At 71.6% G+C, this 22307-nt stretch carries 22 protein-coding genes; 5 read left to right on the top strand and 17 right to left on the bottom strand.

Translation table 11 applies throughout. The features are described 5' to 3' along the window. Window positions 1-57 precede the first annotated feature (57 nt). The 5 genes from ABEB03_RS35560 to ABEB03_RS35540 form a co-directional block, all read right to left on the bottom strand. Window positions 58-2325 carry a putative bifunctional diguanylate cyclase/phosphodiesterase gene (locus tag ABEB03_RS35560; RefSeq protein WP_345657018.1) on the bottom strand — a complete coding sequence of 756 codons (2268 nt, stop codon included), beginning with the start codon at window positions 2323-2325 and terminating at the stop codon, window positions 58-60. A 257-nt stretch (window positions 2326-2582) separates the two neighbouring features. Further along, window positions 2583-4790: an NAD-dependent DNA ligase LigA gene (gene ligA, locus ABEB03_RS35555; RefSeq protein WP_345657017.1), complete on the bottom strand. Its 2208-nt coding sequence runs from the start codon at window positions 4788-4790 to the stop codon at window positions 2583-2585. A gap of 14 nt (window positions 4791-4804) precedes the next feature. Continuing rightward, entirely contained in the window at window positions 4805-5812 is a 1008-nt protein-coding gene (locus ABEB03_RS35550) for a methionine synthase (RefSeq protein WP_345657016.1), read from the bottom strand. Between the two features lie 75 nt (window positions 5813-5887). Beyond that, a complete protein-coding gene (locus ABEB03_RS35545; protein WP_345657015.1) occupies window positions 5888-6586 on the bottom strand; it encodes an SDR family oxidoreductase in 699 nt (232 codons plus the stop codon). Between the two features lie 18 nt (window positions 6587-6604). After that, entirely contained in the window at window positions 6605-7144 is a 540-nt protein-coding gene (locus ABEB03_RS35540) for an LOG family protein (RefSeq protein WP_345657014.1), read from the bottom strand. Window positions 7145-7195: 51 nt separating this feature from the next. On the opposite strand from ABEB03_RS35540, the gene ABEB03_RS35535 reads away from it, so the two are divergent. Continuing rightward, window positions 7196-7519 (top strand): DUF427 domain-containing protein, encoded by a 324-nt coding sequence (locus ABEB03_RS35535; RefSeq protein WP_345657013.1) that lies wholly within the window; start codon window positions 7196-7198, stop codon window positions 7517-7519. Window positions 7520-7557: 38 nt separating this feature from the next. Beyond that, window positions 7558-8352, top strand: a complete 795-nt coding sequence (locus tag ABEB03_RS35530; RefSeq protein ID WP_345657011.1) for an alpha/beta fold hydrolase — start codon at window positions 7558-7560, stop codon at window positions 8350-8352. 148 nt (window positions 8353-8500) lie between these two features. Here the strand turns inward: ABEB03_RS35530 and mnmA are convergent, their stop codons facing one another. Then, window positions 8501-9622, bottom strand: a complete 1122-nt coding sequence (gene mnmA, locus ABEB03_RS35525) for a tRNA 2-thiouridine(34) synthase MnmA (protein ID WP_345657010.1) — start codon at window positions 9620-9622, stop codon at window positions 8501-8503. Between the two features lie 60 nt (window positions 9623-9682). Between mnmA and ABEB03_RS35520 the strand changes: the two genes are divergently transcribed. Further along, window positions 9683-10366, top strand: coding sequence for an N-acetylmuramoyl-L-alanine amidase (locus ABEB03_RS35520; protein ID WP_345657009.1), 684 nt, complete (start codon window positions 9683-9685; stop codon window positions 10364-10366). Window positions 10367-10465: 99 nt separating this feature from the next. On the opposite strand, the gene ABEB03_RS35515 is transcribed toward ABEB03_RS35520, so the two are convergent. From ABEB03_RS35515 to ABEB03_RS35505, 3 genes are all read right to left on the bottom strand, one after another. Next, window positions 10466-11635: a cysteine desulfurase family protein gene (locus tag ABEB03_RS35515; protein WP_345657008.1), complete on the bottom strand. Its 1170-nt coding sequence runs from the start codon at window positions 11633-11635 to the stop codon at window positions 10466-10468. A 90-nt stretch (window positions 11636-11725) separates the two neighbouring features. Then, window positions 11726-11992: a DUF4190 domain-containing protein gene (locus ABEB03_RS35510; RefSeq protein ID WP_095936802.1), complete on the bottom strand. Its 267-nt coding sequence runs from the start codon at window positions 11990-11992 to the stop codon at window positions 11726-11728. Between the two features lie 80 nt (window positions 11993-12072). Further along, window positions 12073-12240, bottom strand: a complete 168-nt coding sequence (locus ABEB03_RS35505; protein WP_095936801.1) for a hypothetical protein — start codon at window positions 12238-12240, stop codon at window positions 12073-12075. A gap of 184 nt (window positions 12241-12424) precedes the next feature. Between ABEB03_RS35505 and ABEB03_RS35500 the strand changes: the two genes are divergently transcribed. Beyond that, entirely contained in the window at window positions 12425-13051 is a 627-nt protein-coding gene (locus ABEB03_RS35500; RefSeq protein WP_345657006.1) for a TetR family transcriptional regulator, read from the top strand. Window positions 13052-13280: 229 nt separating this feature from the next. Here the strand turns inward: ABEB03_RS35500 and ABEB03_RS35495 are convergent, their stop codons facing one another. Then, on the bottom strand, window positions 13281-13652 hold the full coding sequence (locus tag ABEB03_RS35495) for a hypothetical protein (RefSeq protein ID WP_345657005.1): 372 nt from the start codon (window positions 13650-13652) through the stop codon (window positions 13281-13283). 136 nt (window positions 13653-13788) lie between these two features. Continuing rightward, window positions 13789-14751, bottom strand: coding sequence for a helix-turn-helix transcriptional regulator (locus tag ABEB03_RS35490; RefSeq protein WP_345657004.1), 963 nt, complete (start codon window positions 14749-14751; stop codon window positions 13789-13791). 105 nt (window positions 14752-14856) lie between these two features. Between ABEB03_RS35490 and ABEB03_RS35485 the strand changes: the two genes are divergently transcribed. After that, a complete protein-coding gene (locus ABEB03_RS35485; protein ID WP_345657003.1) occupies window positions 14857-15444 on the top strand; it encodes a TIGR03086 family metal-binding protein in 588 nt (195 codons plus the stop codon). On the opposite strand, the gene ABEB03_RS35480 is transcribed toward ABEB03_RS35485, so the two are convergent. The 6 genes from ABEB03_RS35480 to ABEB03_RS35455 form a co-directional block, all read right to left on the bottom strand. Beyond that, the gene (locus ABEB03_RS35480; protein WP_345657002.1) at window positions 15431-16291 is read right to left on the bottom strand and encodes a thioesterase family protein; all 861 of its coding nucleotides are present in this window, start codon (window positions 16289-16291) and stop codon (window positions 15431-15433) included. The two genes, ABEB03_RS35485 and ABEB03_RS35480, sit on opposite strands and share 14 nt — an antisense overlap. Before the next feature lie 106 nt (window positions 16292-16397). Further along, on the bottom strand, window positions 16398-17063 hold the full coding sequence (locus ABEB03_RS35475; protein ID WP_028805301.1) for a trimeric intracellular cation channel family protein: 666 nt from the start codon (window positions 17061-17063) through the stop codon (window positions 16398-16400). A 66-nt stretch (window positions 17064-17129) separates the two neighbouring features. Continuing rightward, window positions 17130-18521 carry a M1 family metallopeptidase gene (locus ABEB03_RS35470; RefSeq protein WP_345657001.1) on the bottom strand — a complete coding sequence of 464 codons (1392 nt, stop codon included), beginning with the start codon at window positions 18519-18521 and terminating at the stop codon, window positions 17130-17132. Window positions 18522-18617: 96 nt separating this feature from the next. Further along, entirely contained in the window at window positions 18618-20189 is a 1572-nt protein-coding gene (locus ABEB03_RS35465) for a dipeptide ABC transporter ATP-binding protein (RefSeq protein ID WP_345657000.1), read from the bottom strand. Beyond that, the gene (locus ABEB03_RS35460) at window positions 20186-21283 is read right to left on the bottom strand and encodes an ABC transporter ATP-binding protein (RefSeq protein ID WP_345656999.1); all 1098 of its coding nucleotides are present in this window, start codon (window positions 21281-21283) and stop codon (window positions 20186-20188) included. The genes ABEB03_RS35465 and ABEB03_RS35460 overlap by 4 nt, the downstream gene beginning before the upstream one ends. Next, window positions 21280-22287: an ABC transporter permease gene (locus ABEB03_RS35455; protein ID WP_345656998.1), complete on the bottom strand. Its 1008-nt coding sequence runs from the start codon at window positions 22285-22287 to the stop codon at window positions 21280-21282. Before ABEB03_RS35455 ends, ABEB03_RS35460 begins: the two co-directional genes overlap by 4 nt. Window positions 22288-22307 lie beyond the last annotated feature (20 nt).

Below are 22307 nucleotides of genomic sequence, written 5' to 3'. Positions count from 1 at the left end.
CGATCCGGCCCCGTGCGACCCGACCCGGCTCGAGCGAGCGGGCCGGCGAAGGCTGGGCTACACGATCCGGCCCTGGTCGTCCGCGGCGGACGCCGGCAGGGCCGCCTTCGGGCGCTGCCAGCCACGGCTGCCGCGGGCCCGCAGCCAGGCCGTCGCCTCGTCGGCGGGCATCGCGGCGGCGACCAGCCAGCCCTGTACGGCGTCGCAGCCGAGGTCGCGCAGCCGCTCCCAGGTCTCGTCGTCCTCGACGCCTTCGGCGACGACGAGGAGGCCCAGCGAGTGCGCCAGGTCGACCGTGCAACGCACGATCTCCGCGTCCTCGGCGTCCACCGCGAGCCGGGCCACGAAGGAACGGTCGATCTTCAGCTCGCTGACCGGCAGGCGCCTGAGGTGCACGAGCGAGGAGTACCCGGTGCCGAAGTCGTCCAGCGACATCTTCACGCCGTGGCCGGTCAGCCCCGCGAGGGTGTCGGCGGCGCGCTGCGGATCCTCCAGGAGCACGTGCTCGGTTATCTCCAGCTGGAGCGCTCCCGCCGGGACCCCGTGCCGGGCGAGCCGGGCGGCGACCGCGCCGGCGAAACCGGGGGTGTGCACATCGCGCGGCGAGACGTTCACCGCGACCGGCACGTGCAGCCCCTGCGCCCGCCACCGCGCGACCTGTCCGAGCGCCGTCTCCAGCACGTACTCGGTGAGATGGGGCATCAGCCCGGAGGACTCGGCGATGGCGATGAACTCGTCCGGCGGAACCTTCCCTCGCTCGGGGTGCACCCAGCGGACCAGTGCCTCGAGTCCGGCCACCTGACCGTTGAAACGGACCTTGGGCTGGTAGTGCAGTTCGACGTCGCCGGCGTCGAGGGCCCGGCGCAGGTCGCCGAGCAGGCCGAGCCGGTCCGGGGTGTTGGAGTCGCGCTTGGACTCGTACACCTCGACGCCCGTACGGTCCCGCTTCGCCTGGTACATGGCCACGTCCGCCCGCCGCAGCAGCCCCTCCGCGTCGAGCGCGTGGTCGGGGAAGACGGCGAGGCCGGCACTGGCCTCCAGCACGAGGGTGAGGCCGTCGAGGTCGAGCGGGGAGCCGAGCGCGGCGACGAGGTTGCGTGCGACCCGGGTGGCCGACGTCGTGGAGTCGGCGACCGGCAGCAACACCGCGAACTCGTCGCCGCCGAGCCGCGCGGCCTCCGCCCCGCGCGGCAGCGCCAGACGCAGCCGGTCCGCTATCTGGAGGAGCAGCCGGTCCCCCGCGAGATGCCCCAACGTGTCGTTCACCGACCGGAAACGGTCGAGGTCGATCAGCATCAGGGCGGAACGCGCACCGATGCGTTCGGCGTCGTCCAGAGCCGTCCAGGTCCGCTCCAGCAGCCACTGCCGGTTGGGCAGACCCGTCAGCGGGTCGCGCAGTTGCTCCTCCGCCCGGGCGCGGGCGATCCACAGCGTCGAGTCGAGGGCGATCAGCGGGATCGCGAACAGCGGCAACAGGATCGGCAGCGCGACGGCGACCACGCAGACCAGCGGCGCGATCCCGAGGAGCGCGACGGCGACGAGCCCCTGTCTGACCAAAGCGGTGCGCGCGACGGTGGGCAGACCGCCGGTGCGCGGCGCGTGCAGGTACCAGAGCAGGGCCCGGGTGACGGCGAGGTAGGCGGCCGCGACGAGCACGACCTCGGGTGCCGCGTAGAGCGTCCAGGTCCTCGGGTCCCAGGGCGTCTCGACGGTCGGGAAACGTCCGAACACGGCGAGGACCAGCGCGCCCGCCCCGATGCCGAGGATGTCGACCGCGCCGTGCAGGACGCCCTGCCGCCAGCGGTTGCGCCGTGCGGCGCCGACCAGGACCACGACGGTCAGGCTGACCATGCCGGCGGGCACCCAGCCGTACAGCAGCAGGACCGCGAGGGTGAGGGCGGCGCCGGATCCGGTCCCGCCCCACCACCGGGCCCGGCCGAGGGCGACCAGGTGGCCGACGATGACGCCGGTGAGCAGGGCGAGCGCCCAGCCGACGGTGCCGCACGGGAAGAGCGCGTGGTTGCCGCTGAACGCCCGGTAGAAACCGGCTCCGAGGAAGAAGCCCGCCGCCGCGACGACCGCCGCGGGCAGCGCGGGCCACGAGATGTGCCGTTCGGAATCGTGTTCGGAACCGTGACTCAGGCCGTCGCCGCGGCCCGCGTCGAGCGGGCCGACGCCGGGTGCGGCGGGTGCCATGAGGGGTCCGGAGTCGCGCTGCCCGGCGCGCTCCTCGGTCCGCCCCGTCCGGAGTCCGGCCATCCACACGCCGGTCATCCGGCGCAGGCGCAGCCGTGAGTCGGGGGCGGCGCTCTCGGTCGGTTCCATTCCCGTCCCTCTCACAGCCGGCGGTGCCCACGCCACGCGGTCCGTTGCCGGCCACGACTGCCAACGGCGCGTCTGAAAACCTTCCCCGGCACTCGTGATGAGCAGGGGATGCCCCGACCGCAGTTGGGCACGGCAGGTGCACACCTCAACAGTAGGCCGCAGAAGGCTTCCACGGGCAGCGGTCGTCGACGGTTGCCCGAATGCGACCTGGCCACCCGTATGCATCTGATATGCGCCGAACGGGTGGTCTTCAACCGCTACTCCTCGATCGGAAGCGCAACTTCCGCCGCGGCCTCGGGTCCTTGTTCCAGAAGGACGGCGAAGCCCTCCTCGTTCAGAACGGGGACCTTCAGCTGCATCGCCTTGTCGTACTTCGAACCAGGATTGTCACCCACCACGACGAATGACGTCTTCTTGGAGACAGAACCGGTCACTTTCGCTCCCCTGCTCTGCAGTGCCTCCTTGGCGCCGTCGCGCGTGTGGTGTTCGAGCGTGCCGGTGACGACGACGGTGAGCCCCTCCAGGGGGCGCGGCCCCTCGTCCTCGCCGGAGCCCTCCTCCTCCGTCCGGACCCCGGCGGCCCGCCACTTGCGGAGGATCTCGCGGTGCCAGTCCTCGGCGAACCATTCCTTGAGCGAGGCCGCGATGATCGGCCCGACACCCTCGGTGGTGGCGAGCTCCTCCTCGGTCGCCTGCTCGATCCGGTCGATGGAACGGAACTCGCGCGCCAGCGCCTCGGCCGCCACCGGCCCGACATGACGGATCGACAGACCGGTCAGTACGCGTGCGAGGGGACGCTCCTTGGCGGCCGCGATGTTGTCCAGCATCGCCAGCGCGTTCTTCTTCGGCTCGCCCTGCTGGTTGGCGAAGACCGTGGCGATCTTCTCCTCGCCCGTCTTCGGATCCCGCTTGGGCAGACCGCTGTCCTGGTCGAGGACGTACGCCTTGATGGGCAGCAGCTGCTCGACGGTGAGGTCGAAGAGGTCGCCCTCGTCCGCCAGCGGCGGGTCCGACGGCTCCAGCGGCTTGGTCAGGGCCGCCGCGGCGACATACCCGAAGTGCTCGATGTCCAGGGCCTTGCGGCCCGCGAGATAGAAGAGCCGCTCGCGCAACTGGGCCGGGCAGCTGCGGGCGTTCGGGCAGCGCAGGTCGACGTCGCCCTCCTTCATGGGCCGCAGCGGCGTGCCGCACTCGGGGCACTCGGCGGGCATCACGAACTCGCGCTCGCTGCCGTCGCGCAGGTCGACGACCGGGCCGAGGATCTCCGGGATGACGTCGCCCGCCTTGCGCAGCACCACCGTGTCCCCGATGAGGACGCCCTTGGCCTTCACCACGTCCTGGTTGTGCAGGGTGGCGAACTCGACCTCGGAGCCTGCGACGGTGACCGGCTCTACCTGCGCGTACGGCGTGACGCGGCCGGTGCGGCCGACACCGACGCGGATGTTGATCAGCTTGGTGTTGACCTCCTCGGGCGCGTACTTCCAGGCGATCGCCCAGCGCGGCGCACGCGAGGTGGAGCCCAGCCGCCCCTGGAGGGGGATCTCGTCGAGCTTGACGACCACGCCGTCGATCTCGTGCTCCACGGAGTGGCGGTTCTCTCCGTAGTACGCGATGAACTCCCGTACGCCGTCGAGGTCGTCGACCACCTTCGCGTACCGCGTGGTCGGCAGGCCCCACTCGTGGAGCAGCGTGTACGCCTCGGACAGCCGGGTGAGGCCCTCGAAGCCCTCCAGCGCGCCGATGCCGTGGACCACCATGTGCAGCGGGCGGGTCGCGGTGACGCGCGGGTCCTTCTGGCGCAGTGAACCCGCCGCCGCGTTGCGGGGGTTGGCGAAGGGCTTGTCGCCGGCCGCCACCAGACGGGCGTTCAGCTCCTCGAACTTCTCCATCGGGAAGTAGACCTCGCCGCGGATCTCCACGAGGTCGGGGACGCGGTCGCCGTGCAGCCGGTCCGGAATCTCCGTGATCGTCCGCACATTGGGGGTGATGTCCTCACCGGTGCGGCCGTCGCCACGGGTCGCCGCGCGGGTGAGCCGCCCCCGCTCGTACGTGAGGTTCACCGCGAGGCCGTCGACCTTCAGCTCGCACAGGAAGTGATGGACGGAGGTGCCCACGTCCTTGGCGACGCGCTCGGCCCAGGCGGCGAGCTCCAGGTCGGAGAAGGCGTTGTCGAGCGAGAGCATGCGCTGGCGGTGCTCGACGGAGGTGAACTCCGTCGCGTACGCCCCGGCGACCTTCTGGGTCGGCGAGTCCGGGGTGCGCAGCTCGGGATACTCCTCCTCCAGCGCCTCCAGGGAGCGCAGCAGTTCGTCGAACTCCGCGTCGCTGACGACCGGAGCGTCCTTCACGTAGTACCGGAAGCGGTGCTCCTCGATCTGCTCAGCGATCTGCGCGTGCTTCTCCCGTGCCTCGGCGGGCACCGAATCCGAAGCCGAGGCGGTCTCTGCGTGCTTTTCGCCGGCCACCGTATGTCCTCCCGTTACTCAGGGTTGTCCGCGAGGGATCTCGCCGCCCGGACGCAGTGGGCGAGCGCCTTGCGCGCGAAGTCGGGGGAAGCCCCCGCGAGCCCGCACGTCGGGGTGACCGTGACCGATTCCGCGAGAAGTCCCGGTCGCAGCCCCAGCCTGCGCCACAGCGTCCTGACACCCATGACGCTACCGGCAGGGTCCGACAACGGGGCATCCACGCTCGGCACGACACCGGCGAAGAGCCGCGTGCCCCCTTCCACCGCCTCGCCGATCGCCTCGTCGTCACGCTCGGTGAGGAGCGAGAAGTCGAAGGAGACGGCCGCCGCACCCGCCCGGCGGAGCAGGGCGAAGGGCACGTCCGGTGCGCACGAGTGGACCACGACGGGCCCGTCGCCGTGAACCCCGACGACGTCCCGGAGCGTGGCCTCGACGACCTGCCGGTCCACGGCACGGTGGGTGCGGTAGCCGCTGGCCGTCCTGACCTGCCCGCGCAGCACGGAGACGAGTGACGGCTCGTCGAGCTGGAGGACGAGCCGGGCGCCCGGGACGCGCCGCCGCACCTCGTCGAGATGGAGCCGCAGGCCCTCGGCGAGCGACCCGGCGAGGTCACGGCACGCTCCCGCGTCGGAGAGCGCCGCCTCGCCGTTCCTCAACTCCAGGGCGGCGGCCAGGGTCCAGGGGCCGACGGCCTGCACCTTGAGCGGTCCCTCGTACCCCTGGGTGAACTCCTCGAGGGCGTCGAGGTCCTCGCCGAGCCAGGACCTGGCCCGCTTGGTGTCCCGTCCGGGCCGGTCCCCGATCCGCCAGCCGCTCGGCTCCACGCGCGCGTACAGCTCGACCAGCATCCCCGCGGTCCGCCCGATCATGTCCGCGCCGGGCCCCCTCGCGGGCAGCTCCGCAAGGAACGGGAAGTCCTCGAAGGACCCGGTGACGGTCTTCGCGGCCTCCCGGGCGTCACCACCCGGCATGGACCCGACCCCGGTGGCGCCGCCGAACCTGAACTCGCTGTTTTCACTCACCCCGGAAGCCTACGTAACGCTCCCGGGGCGAGGCCGACGAAGGTGCCCGCACCGGAGGACCGTCCGCGCGGAACGTCAGCGTCCCGGACGCACCGTCAGGTCGTTGACCTCCGCGTCCCTCGGCAGGTCGAGGGCCATCACGATCGTGGTCGCAACGGACTCGGGGTCGATCCACCTCGCGGCGTCGTACTCCTTGCCCTCCTGCTGGTGGACCTTGGCCTGCATGGGGCTCGCCGTGCGGCCGGGGTACACGGAGGTGACCCGGACGCCGTTCGCGTGCTCCTCGTGGCGCAGGGAGTCCGCCAGGGCCTTCAGACCGTGCTTGGACGCGGCGTACGCGGACCAGTCGGCGTGCGCGTTGAGGCCGGCGCCGGAGTTGACGAACACCACGTGGCCCTGGGCGACGCGGAGTTGCGGCAGGAAGTGCCGGGTCAGTTCGGCGGGGGCGATCAGATTGACGTTCAGCTGGTGGCGCCAGGACTTCGGGGTGAGTTCGCCCACCGGGCCCAGGTCGACCACGCCCGCGATGTGCAGGAGCGAGTCGACGCGGTCCGGCAGGGTCTGGTGCGAGAACGCCCAGGAGAGCTTGTCCGGGTCCGCCAGGTCGCCGACCAGGGTCCGGGCGCCGGGGAGCTCGGCCGCGAGTTCCTTCGCGCGGCCGGCGTCGCGCGCGTGCAGCACGAGTTCGTCCCCGCGCGCGTGGAGGCGGCGGGCGACGGCCGCGCCGATGCCGGAGCCCGCCCCGGTGATCACATGTGTAGCCATGACCGCCATGCTCGCATCACCCGACGGTCACCTGACGCCCCGGCTCTCCTCCAGGTACGCCAGCGCGCCGACCGGCTCCTGTGCGAAGAACACCAGCTCGGTCAGCGGGCGGGGCAGGAAGCCCTCGGCCTCCATGCGCCGGAACTGCTCCTTGAGGCCGTCGTAGAAGCCCGCCGTGTTCAGCAGCACCACCGGCTTGTCGGTCCTGCCGTGCTTCTTCAACTCCAGGATCTCGGTGGCCTCGTCGAGGGTCCCCGTGCCGCCGACCATGATCACCACCGCGTCGGCCTTCTCCAGGAGCAGCGCCTTGCGCTCGGCGAGGTCACGGGCAATGACCATCTCGTCCGCGCCCACCCGGGCCTTCGCGGCCAGGAAGTCCACCGAGACGCCCAGCAGCCGTCCGCCCGCCTCCTGCACACCGTCGGCGACGACCTTCATGAGACCGACGTCGGAGCCGCCCCACACCAGCGTGTGGCCGCCCTTTCCGAGGAGTTCGGCGAACTCGCGGGCGGGGCGGGTGTAGCGGTCGTCGAGGTCGGCGGCGGAGAGGAAGACGCAGATGTTCATGGGTTCACCGTACGCGGGAAGAACACGGGTCCCGCGAGCGCTTCCTCTTGTATGGCTGAAGGACACACGATCACCATCGAGCAGAGCGACCGGCACGTGCGCGTGGTGCGCGGTGACCAGGTCCTGGCGGAGAGCGACCGCTCCCTCGTGCTGCGCGAGACCGGCTGTCCCGCGCGGTACTACATTCCGGCCGAGGACGTGCGCCTCGACCTGCTGACCCCCTCCGACACGCACACCCGATGCCCGTTCAAGGGCACGGCGTCCTACTGGTCGCTGCCGGACGCGACGGACCTCGTCTGGTCCTATCCCGAGCCGAAGCCCGACGTGGCACAGATCAAGGACCACTTCTGCTTCTACGAGGTGGAGGTGTCGTGACCCGATGAGTTCCGGTCCGCCCGGCAGTCTCTACGGGTATGGACAAGAACACCGTCTCGCGCGACGGAACCCCCATCGCCTACGAACGCCTCGGTGACGGCCCGCCGATCATCCTGGTCGCCGGAGCCATGTGTACGGGTGCGACGCTGGCGCCGCTCGCCGCGGCCCTGTCGGACCGCTTCGGAGCGGTCGTCTACGACCGCCGGGGGCGCGGCGCCAGCGGCGACACCGCGCCGTTCGCGGTCGCCCGCGAGGTCGAGGACATCGCGGCGCTGATCGAGGCGTGCGGCGGCGGCGCCGCGCTCTTCGGCGTCTCCTCGGGCGGCGCGCTCGCCCTGGAGGCGGCGGCGAGCGGGCTGCCCCTCACCGAAGTCGCCGTCTACGAAACACCGTTCGCCGTCCATGACGAGGGCCGCGCGGAGCGGCGGGCGTACACCGCGCGGCTGACGGGGCTGCTCGCCGAGGACCGGCGCGGCGACGCCGTGGAGCTGTTCCTGTCGCTCACCGGCATGCCCCCGGAGATGATCGCGGGCACCCGCCGCTCCCCCGCGTGGCCGGACATGGAGGCCATCGCGCCCACCCTGGCGTACGACGACGCCGCGCTGGGCGACGGCCCGGTGCCCACGGAGCGGCTGGCCGCGATCGGCGTCCCGCTGCTGTCCGTGGCGGGCGGAGCGAGTCCGGAGTGGATGCGTGAGGCGGCGCGCGCCGTCGCGGACGCGGCGCCGGACGGGACGTACCGGGTGCTGGACGACCAGACCCACATGGTGGACCCGCAGGTCCTCGCCCCGGCGCTGGCGGACTTCTTCGGCGGCACGGCCGAGGCCGGCTGAGGCAGCGCGGTGGCGGGGATCCGCACGCCGCGGGCCCGGCCGGGCGGGGCGCTGCCGGCTCCCGGCGGGCCCGGTCACCGGCCGGGCCGCTCCGTCCAGGCCGGCGTACCGCGTCCGTCGGCCCCCTCCGGACCGAGGCCGTCGTGCTCTAGACCGAGGCCGTCGCGCGCGTGGTCGTCGCGATCGTCGCCGACCCCACCACGCGCGTGCCGTCGTACAGGACGACCGCCTGACCGGGGGCCACACCGCGGACCGGCTCGGTGAAGGCGACGCGCAGTTCGCCGTCCACGAGTTCCGCCGTCACCTCGGTCTCGCCGCCGTGCGCGCGCAGCTGCGCCGTGTACGTGCCCGGGCCGGCCGGGGCGGCGCCGCACCAGCGCGGCTTGATCGCCGTCAGGGCGCTCACGTCGAGGGAGTCCGCAGGACCGACCGTCACCGTGTTGTTCACCGGCGAGATGTCCAGCACGTAGCGCGGCTTGCCGTCGGCGGCGGGGGTGCCGATGCGCAGTCCCTTGCGCTGGCCGATGGTGAAGCCATAGGCGCCCTCGTGGGTGCCCAGCTTCGCGCCGGCCTCGTCGACGATGTCGCCCTCGGCCCGGCCGAGCCGGTCCGCGAGGAAGCCCTGGGTGTCGCCGTCGGCGATGAAGCAGATGTCGTGCGAGTCGGGCTTCTTGGCGACGGCAAGGCCGCGGCGCTCCGCCTCCGCGCGGATCTCGTCCTTCGTGGTGACCGTGTCGCCGAGCGGGAACAGCGCGTGGGCGAGCTGGCGGTCGTCGAGGACGCCGAGGACGTACGACTGGTCCTTGGCCATGTCGGAGGCGCGGTGCAGCTCACGCGTGCCGTCCTCGTTCACGAACACCTTGGCGTAGTGGCCCGTGCAGACCGCGTCGAAGCCGAGGGCGAGCGCCTTGTCGAGCAGGGCGGCGAACTTGATCTTCTCGTTGCAGCGCAGGCAGGGGTTCGGGGTGCGCCCGGCCTCGTACTCGGCGATGAAGTCCTCGACGACGTCCTCGCGGAAGCGCTCGGCGAGGTCCCACACGTAGAACGGGATGCCGATGACGTCGGCCGCGCGGCGGGCGTCGCGCGAGTCCTCGATCGTGCAACAGCCACGCGCGCCCGTGCGAAAGGACTGCGGGTTCGCCGACAGGGCGAGGTGCACGCCGGTCACGTCGTGGCCGGCTTCCGCCGCGCGGGCGGCGGCGACGGCGGAGTCCACGCCGCCCGACATGGCGGCGAGTACGCGGAGGGGGCGCTGCGAGGTGTCAGTCATAACCCCTCCAGGGTACGGGGCCGCGGGAACCGGAGCCCCCGCATATGCGTTGAAGATCGCATGGGGGAGAAAAAGGCGAAGCCACGGGGCCGCGGGGCCGGGGACGCGGACCGTCGCGTCGGGCGCCGGGCGCTGCTCGTCGGCGGTGCGGCGGCCGCCCTGGGCACGGCGGCGCTGGCCCGGGAGGAGCTCGGGCACCTGTGGTGGCGGCTGCCCGGCGTGGACAAACCGCGGGTGGCGGGGGCGGTGGACTTCCGGGGCGCCCAGTGGGTGGCGGCGTCCCCGGCGAACTGGCGGCGCGCGGACCGGCCCGCCGACTACGCGATAGACCGGGTCGTGGTCCATGTCACCCAGGGCAGTTTCCGGAGCGCGGTGAAGGTCTTCCAGGACCCGGGGCACGGCGCGGCGGCGCACTATGTCGTCCGCAGGGACGGGCACATCACCCAGATGATCCGCGAGCTGGACGTGGCGTTCCACGCGGGCAACCGCGAGTACAACGAACGGAGCGTCGGCATCGAGCACGAGGGCTTCGTCGAGCGCGCCTCCTCGTTCACGGACGCGATGTACGCCGCCTCCGCGCGGCTCACGGCCGGGATATGCGGGCGCTACGGCATCCCCGTCGACCGCAAGCACATCATCGGGCACGTGGAGGTGCCGGGCACGGACCACACCGATCCCGGGCCGCACTGGGACTGGGACCGGTACATACGGCTCGTACGGCAGGCGCGTACGGCCAAGGCCTGACGCCGCGCCGGTCCCGGGGCCGGGCGGGGTCGCCGCCGGAGCCGGCCGTGGCCGGGACGGGTCTCGGCCGGGGCGGGGCCGGGGCCGGTCGCGGCCGGGCTAGCTCAGACCCGCGGTGCGCGCGCGTTCCACCGCCGGACCGATCGCCTTCGCCACCGCCTCGACGTCCGCCTCGGTGGAGGTGTGACCGAGGGAGAAACGCAGGGTGCCCCGGGCGAGGTCGGGGTCGGTTCCGGTGGCGAGGAGGACGTGGCTGGGCTGGGCGACGCCCGCGGTGCAGGCGGAGCCCGTGGAGCACTCGATGCCCTGCGCGTCCAGCAGGAGCAGGAGCGAGTCGCCCTCGCAGCCGGGGAAGGTGAAGTGCGCGTTGGCCGGCAGGCGCCCGCCGGCCGCCGGGTCGCCGCCGAGGATCGCGTCGGGCACCGCCGTGCGCACGACCTCGACCAGTTGGTCGCGCAGGGCTCCGATCTCCCGGGCGAACCACTCCCGCTGCTCGGCGGCCAGCCGCCCGGCGACGGCGAAGGACGCGATCGCGGGCACGTCGAGCGTGCCGGAGCGGACGTGCCGCTCCTGGCCGCCGCCGTGCAGCACCGGCACGGGGCTGTACTCACGGCCGAGGAGCAGCGCGCCGATGCCGTACGGTCCGCCGATCTTGTGGCCGGAGACGGTCATGGCGGCGAGCCCGGAGGTGCCGAAGTCGACGGGGATCTGACCGAAGGCCTGGACGGCGTCGGCGTGCAACGGGACGCCGAACTCGGCGGCCACGTCGGCCAGTTCGCGCACCGGCATCACGGTGCCGATCTCGTTGTTCGCCCACATGACGGTGGCGAGTGCGACGTCGTCGGGATTGCGGGCGAGTGCCTCGCGCAGCGCCTGCGGGTGGACGCGGCCGTGGGAGTCGACGGGCAGGTACTCGACGGTGGCGCCCTCGTGTTCGCCGAGCCAGTGCACGGCGTCCAGGACGGCGTGGTGCTCGACGGGGCTCGCCAGGACCCGGGTGCGGGCCGGGTCGGCGTCTCTGCGGGCCCAGTACAGACCCTTCACGGCGAGGTTGTCGGCCTCGGTGCCGCCGGAGGTGAAGACGACCTCGCTGGGGCGGGCGCCGAGGGATTCCGCCAGGGTCTCGCGGGCTTCCTCGACCGTACGCCTGGCGCGGCGGCCGGCGGCGTGGAGGGAGGAGGCGTTGCCCGTGACGCTCAGCTGGGCGGTCAGTGCCTCTACCGCCTCGGGGAGCATCGGGGTGGTCGCGGCGTGGTCGAGGTAAGCCATGGTGGGCCCGATTCTACGGGCCCGCCGTACGCGGCTCGGCCCCCACCGGGGTGGCCGCCGGGCGGGCCGGCAGCCGGGGGTCGACGGGGCCTAGAAGTTCCAGGACACCGTCGAGTCGAACTGCATGAACGCCACGAGGACGAGCAGGTCGGCGACGCCGAGCCCGAGGCCGAGGAAGGCGCGTCCGCGGCGGGCCGTACCGCGCCACAGGGCGACGGAGGCCAGGGCGATGGCGATCGGGCCGAGGAAGACGTTGAGGACCAGCAGGCCGAGGAGGCCGAGGATGAAGGAGGCGACGGCCATGCCGTCGGCGTCCCGGGCGGCGCTCCTGCGGGTGGCCTGAGCGGTGAGTTCCATGAGGTGGTTCAGCTCCCAACGATCGGTTGGTCGAGGTGGTCACCAACGGTCGGTCGGCGCGGGTGGTGTGGCACCGACGGTCAGTTGGCGGAGGTGTGCCGGCGCCGGGCGTGGCGCTCGCGGACCGCGAAGACGGCCAGCCAGACGCCGATGACGGCGGCGGCGACGAGGGTGACGGGCAGCGGCGCGTGGGCCACGGAACCCATGACGACACCCAGCAGCAGGAGGGCGGCGACGAGGAACAACATGAGATGCCTCTCGTGGAAGTCTCGAAGTCCCGTCCCGGAGGTACCGGGCCTCGACGGTGAGGCCCGAATGTTTCCGGGACTTGACGACTCAGTGAACGGTTGTAGTAACAGTTGTTCACTGACTCTTGAGTCTAGCGCGTCTCCCGGCTTTCCAATTACGGAGAACAGTTGTTAACTGCATGGCATGAGTCACACTCTCGGCATCCGCCAGGCCCAGAAGCAGAAGACCCGACAGGCGCTCCTCGACGCGGCGTTGGGTCTCCTGGAGGAGCAGAGCCTGAGCAGCCTGGGCCTGCGGGAGGTCACCCGCGCGGTCGGCGTCGCCCCGACCGCCTTCTACCGGCACTTCCGCTCGACCGCGGACCTCGGGGTGGCACTCGTCGAGGAGGCACTGGGCAGCCTGCACCCGATGATCGAGGACACCGTCTCCGCGGCCGGCGACAGCGACGAACGCATCACGCGAGCTGTCGATCTGATCTCCCGTCACGTCGAGAGGTATCCGGCGCACGTCCGCTTCATCGCGCGGGAGCGGCACGGCGGCGTCCAGCCGGTGCGGGACGCGATCCGGGAGCAACTGGCCCGGTTCGCCGAGGAGGTGAAGGTCGCGCTGGCCGAACACCCGGAGTCGAAGGGGTGGAACGACGCGGACCTGCTGATGCTCGCGGGCCTGTACGTCGACCACATGCTGATGGCGGCGTCGGCCTTCCTGGAGGCGCTGGAGGCACCCGAGGCCGAGCGGGAGCGCGTGGCCCGCACGGCGAGTCGGCAGATGCGGCTGATCAGCATCGGCCGCCACCACTGGCTGGGGTGAGGCGAGAAGCCATCACCGGCTGAGGTGAGGCCGCAGGCCACCACCGGCTGGGGCGAGGCGGGACGCCACCACTGCCCGGGATGACGCGAGACGCCACCGCGGCCCGGGGCGACGCACGAGGGCGGCACACCCGTTCACCAGGTGCGCCGCCCCGCCGTACGACGGCCGAGTACGCGCCCGGGTCACGCCGGCCCTTCGGAACGGGCCACCCAGGTCGCGCCGGCCCGGGTCAGCCCTGCGCCCGCTGTCCCTGACCGCCTCCGGGGCCGCCGCAGCCGCCCTGTCCGCCACCCGCGCCGCCACCGGGCATTCCGCTCGGCATCCCGCTCGGCATTCCGGAGGGAGCACCGGACGGCGCCTTGCCGGTGGGCATGGCCGACGGCGTACCGGACGGCGTGGGCATTCCGGACGGCGCGCCGCCGGGACGTCCGGACGGGCCCCCGCTCGGCATGCCGGACGGCCGTCGGCAGCTCTGCCCGCCAGAATCGCCGCCGTCCGAGGACGACGAGGAGTCGCCCGAGCCGCAGGCGGCCAGCAGCGGTGAGAGCACCAGCAGGGCGACGGCGGGGACGAGGGCACCGTGTCGTGCGCGACGGTTCATGAGGGCAACTCCCAAGCAGGTCAAGGGGACCGGTCGATGAGAACGGGATGAGCGGGGCCAAGAGCACCAGATCCAGGTAGGCCCGCGCTGTGCCGGGGCTGTGTCTTGCTGTGGACGGGCGGCCCCGGCGCCGACCTCAATCCCCCGCGTACACCGCGCGGACGGCGGCGGCCGTCGCGGCGAGCTCCGCACGGACCTCGGGCGGCGAGAGGACCTCCACCGCGTCCCCGAAGGCCAGCAGGGTGCGGGCCTCGCGGACCGCGCCGCAGGACAGCCGTGCCACCACCCAGTCGCCCGTCCCGTCGTCCTCGGGCAGCTCCGCGAGCGTGGCCGCGTTCAGACGCAGGAACAGATCGAGGCGGGAGCGCCGTACCCGGACCGTGACGTCGACACCACCCGGACGCTCCTCCACCTGGCGGCGCAACACCTCCCAGGCGTCGGCGAGTTCGACTCCCGGCCGACGGCGCACCGGATCGGGCAGCACGGTCGCCGCGCGCACCCGGTCGGCCCGGAACAACCGCGGCTTCGCACGCCGGTCGGCGACCAGGTACCAGATGCCGGCCTTGGACACCAGTCCGTACGGGTCGACGGTGTACGTGTGCGCCTCGGGGTCCCCGCTGTGCCGGTACCGCAGCCGCAGCCGCCGGTCGGAGAAGACGGCGTCCTGCAACACGTCCAGGTCCACGGCCGGTTGCGGTCCGCCCTTCCAGCGGGTCGCGTCGACCAGGACGCGCCGGCTGGTCACCTCTGCGGCGGGCCGGTGCGGTGCGGGCAGCGCGGCCATCACCTTGCGCAGCGCGGAGCCGAGCGCCGCGTCCAGGCCGAGCGCGGCGTGCGCGCCCTGCGCCGCGAGGATGAACAGCGCGCGGGACTCGTCGGCGGTCAGGCCCGTGACGTCCGTACGGAATCCGGCGAGCAGTTCGATGCCGCCGTGCCGGCCGCGCTCGGCGTAGACCGGGACGCCGGAGGCCGACAGCGCCTCGACATCGCGATAGATGGTGCGGACCGACACCTCCAGCCGGTCGGCGAGCTCGTGCGCCGGGACGCGGCCGCGGGTCTGCAGCAGCAGGAGGATCGAGAGCAGGCGGTCGGACTTCACGGGCCCCAGGATCGCGCCCGCCGGAAGCCCTTCGCAAATGTTGACGGAAACTGTCAGGTTATCCGGCGACGCTGGGGGCATACCGAGACACGGAAGAGGTCAGCTATGAACGTCGATCCCCGCCCCCTGTACGCCCGCACCGCCGAGCAGATCGCCGCCCTGGTCGGGACGGTCCGGCCGGAGCAGCTCGCAGGACCCACCCCGTGCGCCGAGTTCGAGGTGCGCACGCTGCTGTCGCACATCGTCGGCGGTACCCGTCGTATCGCGGTGATCGGGGCGGGCGGCGACGGACTGGCCGTGCGGCCGTTCGCCGACGGGGTGCCGGACGACGCCTGGAGCGCCGCGTACGACGGGGCCAGGACCGAGGTCGCCGAGGCATGGGCGGACGACGCGCGACTGGACGCCCTCGTCCGGGTCCCGTGGGGAGAGGCTCCCGGACGCCAGGCGCTGTCCGGCTACGTCATGGAGGCGGTCACCCACACCTGGGACCTCTCCGACGCACTCGGCCGGCCGCTCGCACTCGACCCGGAACTCGCCGAGTTCGCGCTCGCGGTCGCCCGGCACGTGCTGCCCGACGCACAGCGGGAGGACCCGGAGCTGCCGTTCGACTCGGCGGTGCCGGCCCCCGAGGGGGCCGACGCCTACGAACGGCTGGCGGCCTGGCTGGGGCGGACGCCGCTCAGCCGAGCCTGACCCGCGCGAGCTGCCGGGACTGCGCGACCAGCCGGTCCTCGCTGTCCCAGACCTCCGCGTCCTCCTCCAGGAAGCCGCCGGCCAGGTTGCGGGTGGTGATCGAGACGCGCAGCGGGCCGGGCGCGGGGCGGGAGCGCACGTGCACGGTCAGCTCTACCGTCGGCACCCAGCCGGAGAGGCCGATCTCGAAGGCCGTCGGCGGCAGCGCGTCGACCGCGAGGAGCAGCGAGAGCGGGTCCGCGTCGCGGCCGTCGGCGAGGCCGAACCAGGCACGCATCTCGCCCTTCCCGGACGGCGCGCCGAGCGCCCAGCCCAGGGTCGAGGGATCGAGCTTGAGGAACAGCCGGTCGGTGATCGCGGAGCTGCCGGGGACCGGCGCGGGGGCGTCCTGCGGGCCGAAGCACTGATCCATCGGCGGGATCGCGGGCGGCCGCGCGGTCGTACGGACGTCGTCGGGCAGGGCGTCGAGGTCGCCGTACGAGGCGAGCACGCGGATGCGCTCGACCTCGCGGCCCTCGTCGTCGTACTGGAAGAGGGATGCCTGGCCGGTCGACAGCGTCCGGCCGGTGCGGACGACGTCCGTGCGGACCACCGCCGGTCCCGGCTGGGACGCGGTCAGGTAGTGCGCGGAGATGGTGAACGGGTCGGCGTGCGGCAGGGCCTCCGCGAGCGCGCGCCCCAGGACGGCGAGCAGGTAGCCGCCGTTGACGGCGTTGATGATCGTCCATCCGGCGGAGAGGTCGATGTCGTAGACGCCGGGCTCGCGCAGGGTGACCGCGGTGTCGCGGTCGAACTCGCTGTCACCGATCGTGGCCCGTACGGCCTGTACCGAAGCTGCTTCTGCCATGCGTGAACAGTACAACAGGAAATTACTAAGCGGTAGCTTTGCATATTGCGCTCGTGTGACATCGTCACCTCGGGCCGCCTCGGACCGACCGGAGCCGCCCCGCGTCCTACGGGGTCTCCTCCTCGGTCACCGTCGAACGACGGTTCCACGCGCGCGGCGCCCGCCAGTGGTACCGCATCGCCAGCAGTCGCAGGACGAAGGCGGTGACGACCGCGAGGCCGCTGGTGAACGGGGTCAGCACGTCGTAGTAGATGCACAGCACGACCATCGTGGCGCCGACCATCGCGGGCACCGCGTACAGGTCGCGGTCCCAGCGCAGCAGCGAGGGCACCTCGTTGGCGAGCACGTCGCGCAGCACACCGCCGCCGACCGCGGTGGCCAGGCCCAGCGCGGCGGACTGCGGCAGACCGAGCCCGTACTCGTACGCCTTCGTGGTGCCCGCGACGCAGAACAGGCCGAGACCGGCCGCGTCGAAGACGTTGACGCCGACCTGGATCCGCTCCACATGGGGGTGGAGGAAGAAGACCAGCAGAGCGGCGAGCAGCGGAGTGCTGAAGTAGCCGAGGTCGGTGAACGCGGCCGGCGGCACGGCGCCGATCATCAGGTCCCGGAACAGCCCTCCGCCCAGCGCGGTGACCTCGGCGAGTACGGCGATGCCGAAGACGTCGAAGTTCTTGCGGACGGCCAGCAGCGCGCCGGAGATCGCGAAGACGAAGATCCCCACGAGGTCGAGCACATGCTGGACGGAGGGGCTGAACAGTTCCTGAAGCACCCGAACATTCTCACCTGCCGACGGGCCTGAACCTTACAAAGCAAGGCCTGCGACAGGTGATACGGCCTACACCACCGGCTTGCCCGTCGTGTGGATCCACGTCTGGAAGAGATCGTCGAGCTGCTGTCCCGAGATCTTCTCGGCGAGCCGGACGAAGTCGGCGGTGTTCGCGTTGCCGTAGCGGTGCAGCTTCGTCCAGGCGGGCAGCAGCTTGAAGAACGCCTGGTCGCCGATGCGCTCGCGCAGCATCTGGAGCGTCATCGCACCACGCTGGTAGACCGCCGAGGCGAACATCGTGTCGCGCTGCGGGTCGGCGACCGTGATCTGCCAGAAGGAGGAGTCCGCCGGCCGCGCGTTGTACCCGGCGAGGAACGAGTCGTGCGCCGAGCGGATGCCCTTGTGCTCGGACCACAGCCACTGGGCGTAGGTGGCGAAGCCCTCGTTGAGCCAGATGTCCTTCCAGCGCTCCACCGAGACCGAGTCGCCGAACCACTGGTGGGCCAGCTCGTGGACGATGGTCGACTCGGAACGCACGGCGGAGTACGCGGGCTTGGACTGGACCTCCAGGGAGAACCCGGCCTGCGGCATGTCGTCGACGATGGCGCCGGTCTCCTCGAAGGGGTAGGGGCCGAAGACCTGCGACCAGTAGTCGGTGGCCTCGGCCGTGACGCCGTACACATCGACGCTGTTGCTGTTCGCGAGCACCGGGTCGATGGCGACGTAGATGGGTGTCCCCGCCGGGGTCTTCCCGGTCTTCACGTCGAATCTGCCGATGGTCGCGGTCGCGAGATAGGTCGCCATGGGCCGGCTCTCGCGCCAGTGCGCGACGGTCTGGCCGCCCTTGTCGTACGTCGAGACGAGGCGGCCGTTGGAGACCCCGGTCAGACCCTTCGGGGCCTTGATCCTGATGTCGTACGTCGCCTTGTCGGACGGATGGTCGCTGGACGGGAACCAGGTGGAGGCGGCGTTGGGTTCACAGGCGACGAAGACGCCGTCGGTGGTCTTCATCCACCCGTAGTCGGAGCCGAAGACGATGGGGCCGTTCAGGGCTTCGGGGACGCCTCCGTAGGTGACGGTCACCGTGAAGGTCTTGCCTCTGGGCAGAGTGCCGCGCGGGGTGATGTGGATCTCGTCGCCCGCTCGCGTGAAGTCGGCGCGTCTGCCGTTCACCTCGACCTTCGTGACATCCAGCTTCTGGAGGTCCAGATCGAAGGCGGACAGGCTCTGGGTGGCGCGGGCGGTGATGGTCGTCCGGCCGTCGAGGCGGTCGGTGTCCGGGTTGTAGGCCACGTCGAGGTCGTAGTGGCGGGCGTCGAAGCCGCCGTTGCCCAGTTGCGGGAAGTAGGGGTCACCGATGCCGTCGGCGCCCGGGGTCGGGGCGGAGGAGGCGGCGATGACGAGGAAGGAGGCCGCCGCGGTGGCGAGGGCCCCTAAACGTGCCGAACGGGAGAGTGCCATGAGCGTCCCTTTCGAACGTGTTCCGAACTGACGGACACGCGAGACTCTGCACTCTCCCGTTCAGGCATGTTCATGACTTTGCCAAGTCGTCACGGCCTACTTGCCGGTTGACTCCTGACGATCGGATTCCGCGGCCTCGGGCTTCGCCTCGGCGTCGGTCTCCGACCCGGCGTCGGAGGACTCGGCCGGGGCCTCCTCCGCGTCGGACGCGGCCTCGGACTCGGACACGGCCTCGCCGGAGGACTCGCCCTCGGTCACGGCCTCGGCCTCGTCCCCGGCGTCGGACTCGGCGGCGTCGGCGGGAGCCTCCGCGGCCTCGTCGCCGGCAGCCTCGGCCACCGTCTCCGCCTCGGCAGAAGCCTCGGCTTCCGCGGACTCGGCGTCGGCGTCGGCGTCGGCGGAAGCCTCAGCCTCGGCGGGAGCCTCCGCGTCGGCGGCGGCCGTCTCCGCGACGGCGGCGGTCTCCTCGGCGTCGGCCTCGGCAGAACCCTCGCCGCTCTCGGCCGGCGTCTCGGCGGCGGCCGGAACCACCAGCTCCACCGCCTCCTTCGCCACCGACAGCAGCACCGTGTCCTGCGGCGCCTGGTCCTCGGCGTTCTCCGGGTGGTGGCAGGCGACCCGCTGACCGGGCCTCAGCTCCAGGAGCGGCGGCTCGGTCGTCCTGCAGACCTCCGTGGCCTTCCAGCACCGGGTGTGGAAACGGCAGCCGCTCGGCGGGGAGATCGGCGAGGGAACGTCGCCGCGCAGCAGGATGCGCTCGCTCTTCGCGCCCCGGCGCTTGGGGTCCGGCACCGGCACGGCCGACATCAGGGCGTTGGTGTACGGGTGCATCGGCGCCTCGTACAGCGAGGTGCGGTCGGCGAGCTCGACGATCTTGCCGAGGTACATCACGGCGATGCGGTCCGAGACATGGCGGACGACGGACAGGTCGTGCGCGATGATCACGTACGTGAGGCCGAGCTCCGACTGGAGGTCGTCCATCAGGTTCACGACCTGCGCCTGGATCGACACGTCCAGCGCGGACACCGGCTCGTCCGCGACGACCAGCTTCGGCTTCAGGGCGAGCGCGCGGGCGATGCCGATGCGCTGCCGCTGACCGCCGGAGAACTCGTGCGGGTAGCGGTTGTAGTGCTCGGGGCTCAGACCCACCAGCTCCAGGAGCCGCTGGACCTCCTTCTTGACCCCGCCCTCGGGCTCCACGCCCTGGAGCCGGAAGGGAGCCGAGACGATCGAGCCGATGGTGTGCCGGGGGTTCAGCGACCCGTACGGGTCCTGGAAGATCATCTGGATGTCCCGGCGCAGCGGGCGCATCCCTCCCGCGCTGAGTCGGGTGATGTCCTTGCCCTCGAACTCGATGGTGCCGCCGGTCGGGTCCTGGAGGCGGGTGATGACCCGTCCCATGGTCGACTTGCCGCAGCCGGACTCGCCGACGACGCCGAGGGTCTCGCCCTTGCGGACCTCGAAGTCGATGCCGTCGACGGCCTTGACCGCGGCGACCTGGCGCTGGAGCACTCCCTTGCGGATCGGGAAGTGCTTCTGAAGCCCCCGGACCCGGAGCAGGACCTCACGGTCGTCCGAGCCCTCCGCGGACTTCGCGCGGTCCTCGGTGGCCGTTGCCTGCTGCGGGATCACCGCGTCGGCGGCGTCCGTCTTCTTCGTTTCGCTCACAGCTTCGGCGCAATCTCTTCGGTCCAGATCCGCGTCCGGTCCTCCTGCGAGAGGTGGCAGGCGGTGTAGTGACCGCTGCCGACCAACTGGAGGTCGGGGCGCACGGTGCGGGTGACATCACCCTTGGGCAGGTCCGCGTACGGGCAGCGCGGGTGGAAGGCACAGCCCGAGGGGACGTTGATGAGGCTCGGCGGCTGGCCCTTGACCGGGATGAGCCGGTCGGACGTCTCCCGGTCGATACGCGGCATCGAGCCGAGCAGACCCCAGGTGTAGGGGTGCTGCGGGCGCTCGAAGATCGTGTCGACGGGACCGCGCTCCACACACCGGCCGCCGTACATCACGAGGACGTCGTCGGCGATCTCGGCGACCACACCCAGGTCGTGGGTGATGATGATGACCGCGGAGCCGAACTCCTTCTGCAGATCACGGATGAGGTCGAGGATCTGCGCCTGGACGGTCACGTCCAGGGCGGTCGTCGGCTCGTCCGCGATGAGCAGCTCGGGGTTGTTGACCAGCGCCATCGCGATCATCGCGCGCTGGCGCATACCGCCGGAGAACTCGTGCGGGTAGCTGTCGACCCGCTTGCCGGGCTCGGGGATGCCCACGCGGTCGAGCATCTCGACGGCACGCTTGCGCGCCGTCTTCTTGTCGACCTTGTGGTGGACCCGGTACGCCTCGACGATCTGGCTGCCGACCGTGTAGTACGGGTGCATCGCCGAGAGCGGGTCCTGGAAGATCATCGCCATCTCGCGGCCGCGGAGCTTGCGCACCTCGTCCGGATCGGCGTTGACCAGTTCCTTGCCGTCCAGCCAGATCTCGCCGGCCATCTGGACGTTCTTGCCCCGCGCGCCGAGCCGGTGCAGACCCATGATGGCCAGCGAGGTGACGGACTTACCGGAGCCCGACTCACCGACGATGCTGAGGGTCTTGCCCTTCTCCAGCGCGAAGCTGAGTCCGTCGACGGACTTGACCAGGCCGTCGTCGGTCGGGAAGTGCACCTTGAGGTCACGCACTTCGAGGAACGCGCTCGGCGCGTTTGAGGGGGCGTTGACGGGCTCGCCCACCGCGGCGCCGGTCTTGGAGAGTTCGGTCACGAGAGCCTCACCCGCGGGTCGGCGGCCGCGTAGAGCAGGTCCACCAGAAGATTTGCGATCACGACGAAGAAGGCGGCGAGCAGGGTCACGCCCAGGATCGGGGGCAGGTCGTTGTCCTCGATGGCCTGCACCGCGTACTGGCCGACACCGTGCAGGGAGAACACGGTCTCGGTGATCAGCGCACCGCCGAGCAGCAGACCGAGGTCCATGCCGAAGACGGTGATGATCGGGGTGAGGGCAGCGCGCAGTCCGTGCCGGACCACGACGTTGCGCTCGCGCAGGCCCTTGGCGCGGGCCGTGCGGATGAAGTCCTCGTTCATCGTCTCCAGCATGCCCGAGCGGGTGAGCCGCGCGTAGATGGCGGAGTACAGGAGCGCGAGTGAACACCAGGCGGGGAAGAGGGTGTTGGCCCACTGCGCCGGGTTCTCGGTGAACGGGACGTAGGTGCGGCCGAAGATCGGCCACTGGTAGGTGAAGAGGAGGATCGCCAGGTTGCCCGTGAAGAACATGGGCAGCGAGACGCCCGCGAGCGCGACACCCATGAAGGCGCGGTCGAAGAACGAGCGCGGCTTCAGCGCGGAGATCACACCGACCGCCACGCCCGAGATCAGCCACAGGACGGCGGCACCCGCTGCGAGCGAGATGGTCACCGGAAGGCGGGAGGTCAGCTGAGGCCACACCGCGACGTGGGTCTTGAAGGAGTACCCGAAGCACGGCGCGTTGCAGTGCACCGTGGTGGGGCCCAGGTCATAGGTGGCGCCGGCCACGATCCCCTTGATGAAGTGCCAGTACTGGACGTACAGGGGTTGGTCCAGACCGAGGTTGTGCTTGACCGCGGCGATGTCGGCCTTCGACGGGCTCTTACCGATGTACTGCTGCGCCAGCTGGTCCGCGGACTGGCCGGCGAGCCGTGGCAGCAGGAAGAAGATGGCGAAGGTGACCGCGGAGACGACCAGCAGCAGGATCACTGCCGCTACCGTCCGACGGAGGATGTACGAGATCACGGGGATCGGCGCTGGTGCCC

The organism is Streptomyces siamensis, assembly GCF_039543605.1.
GTDB lineage: Bacteria > Actinomycetota > Actinomycetes > Streptomycetales > Streptomycetaceae > Streptomyces > Streptomyces siamensis.
The sequence above is the reverse complement of the archived record's forward strand: the minus strand, read 5'-3'. Positions and strand labels throughout refer to the sequence as shown.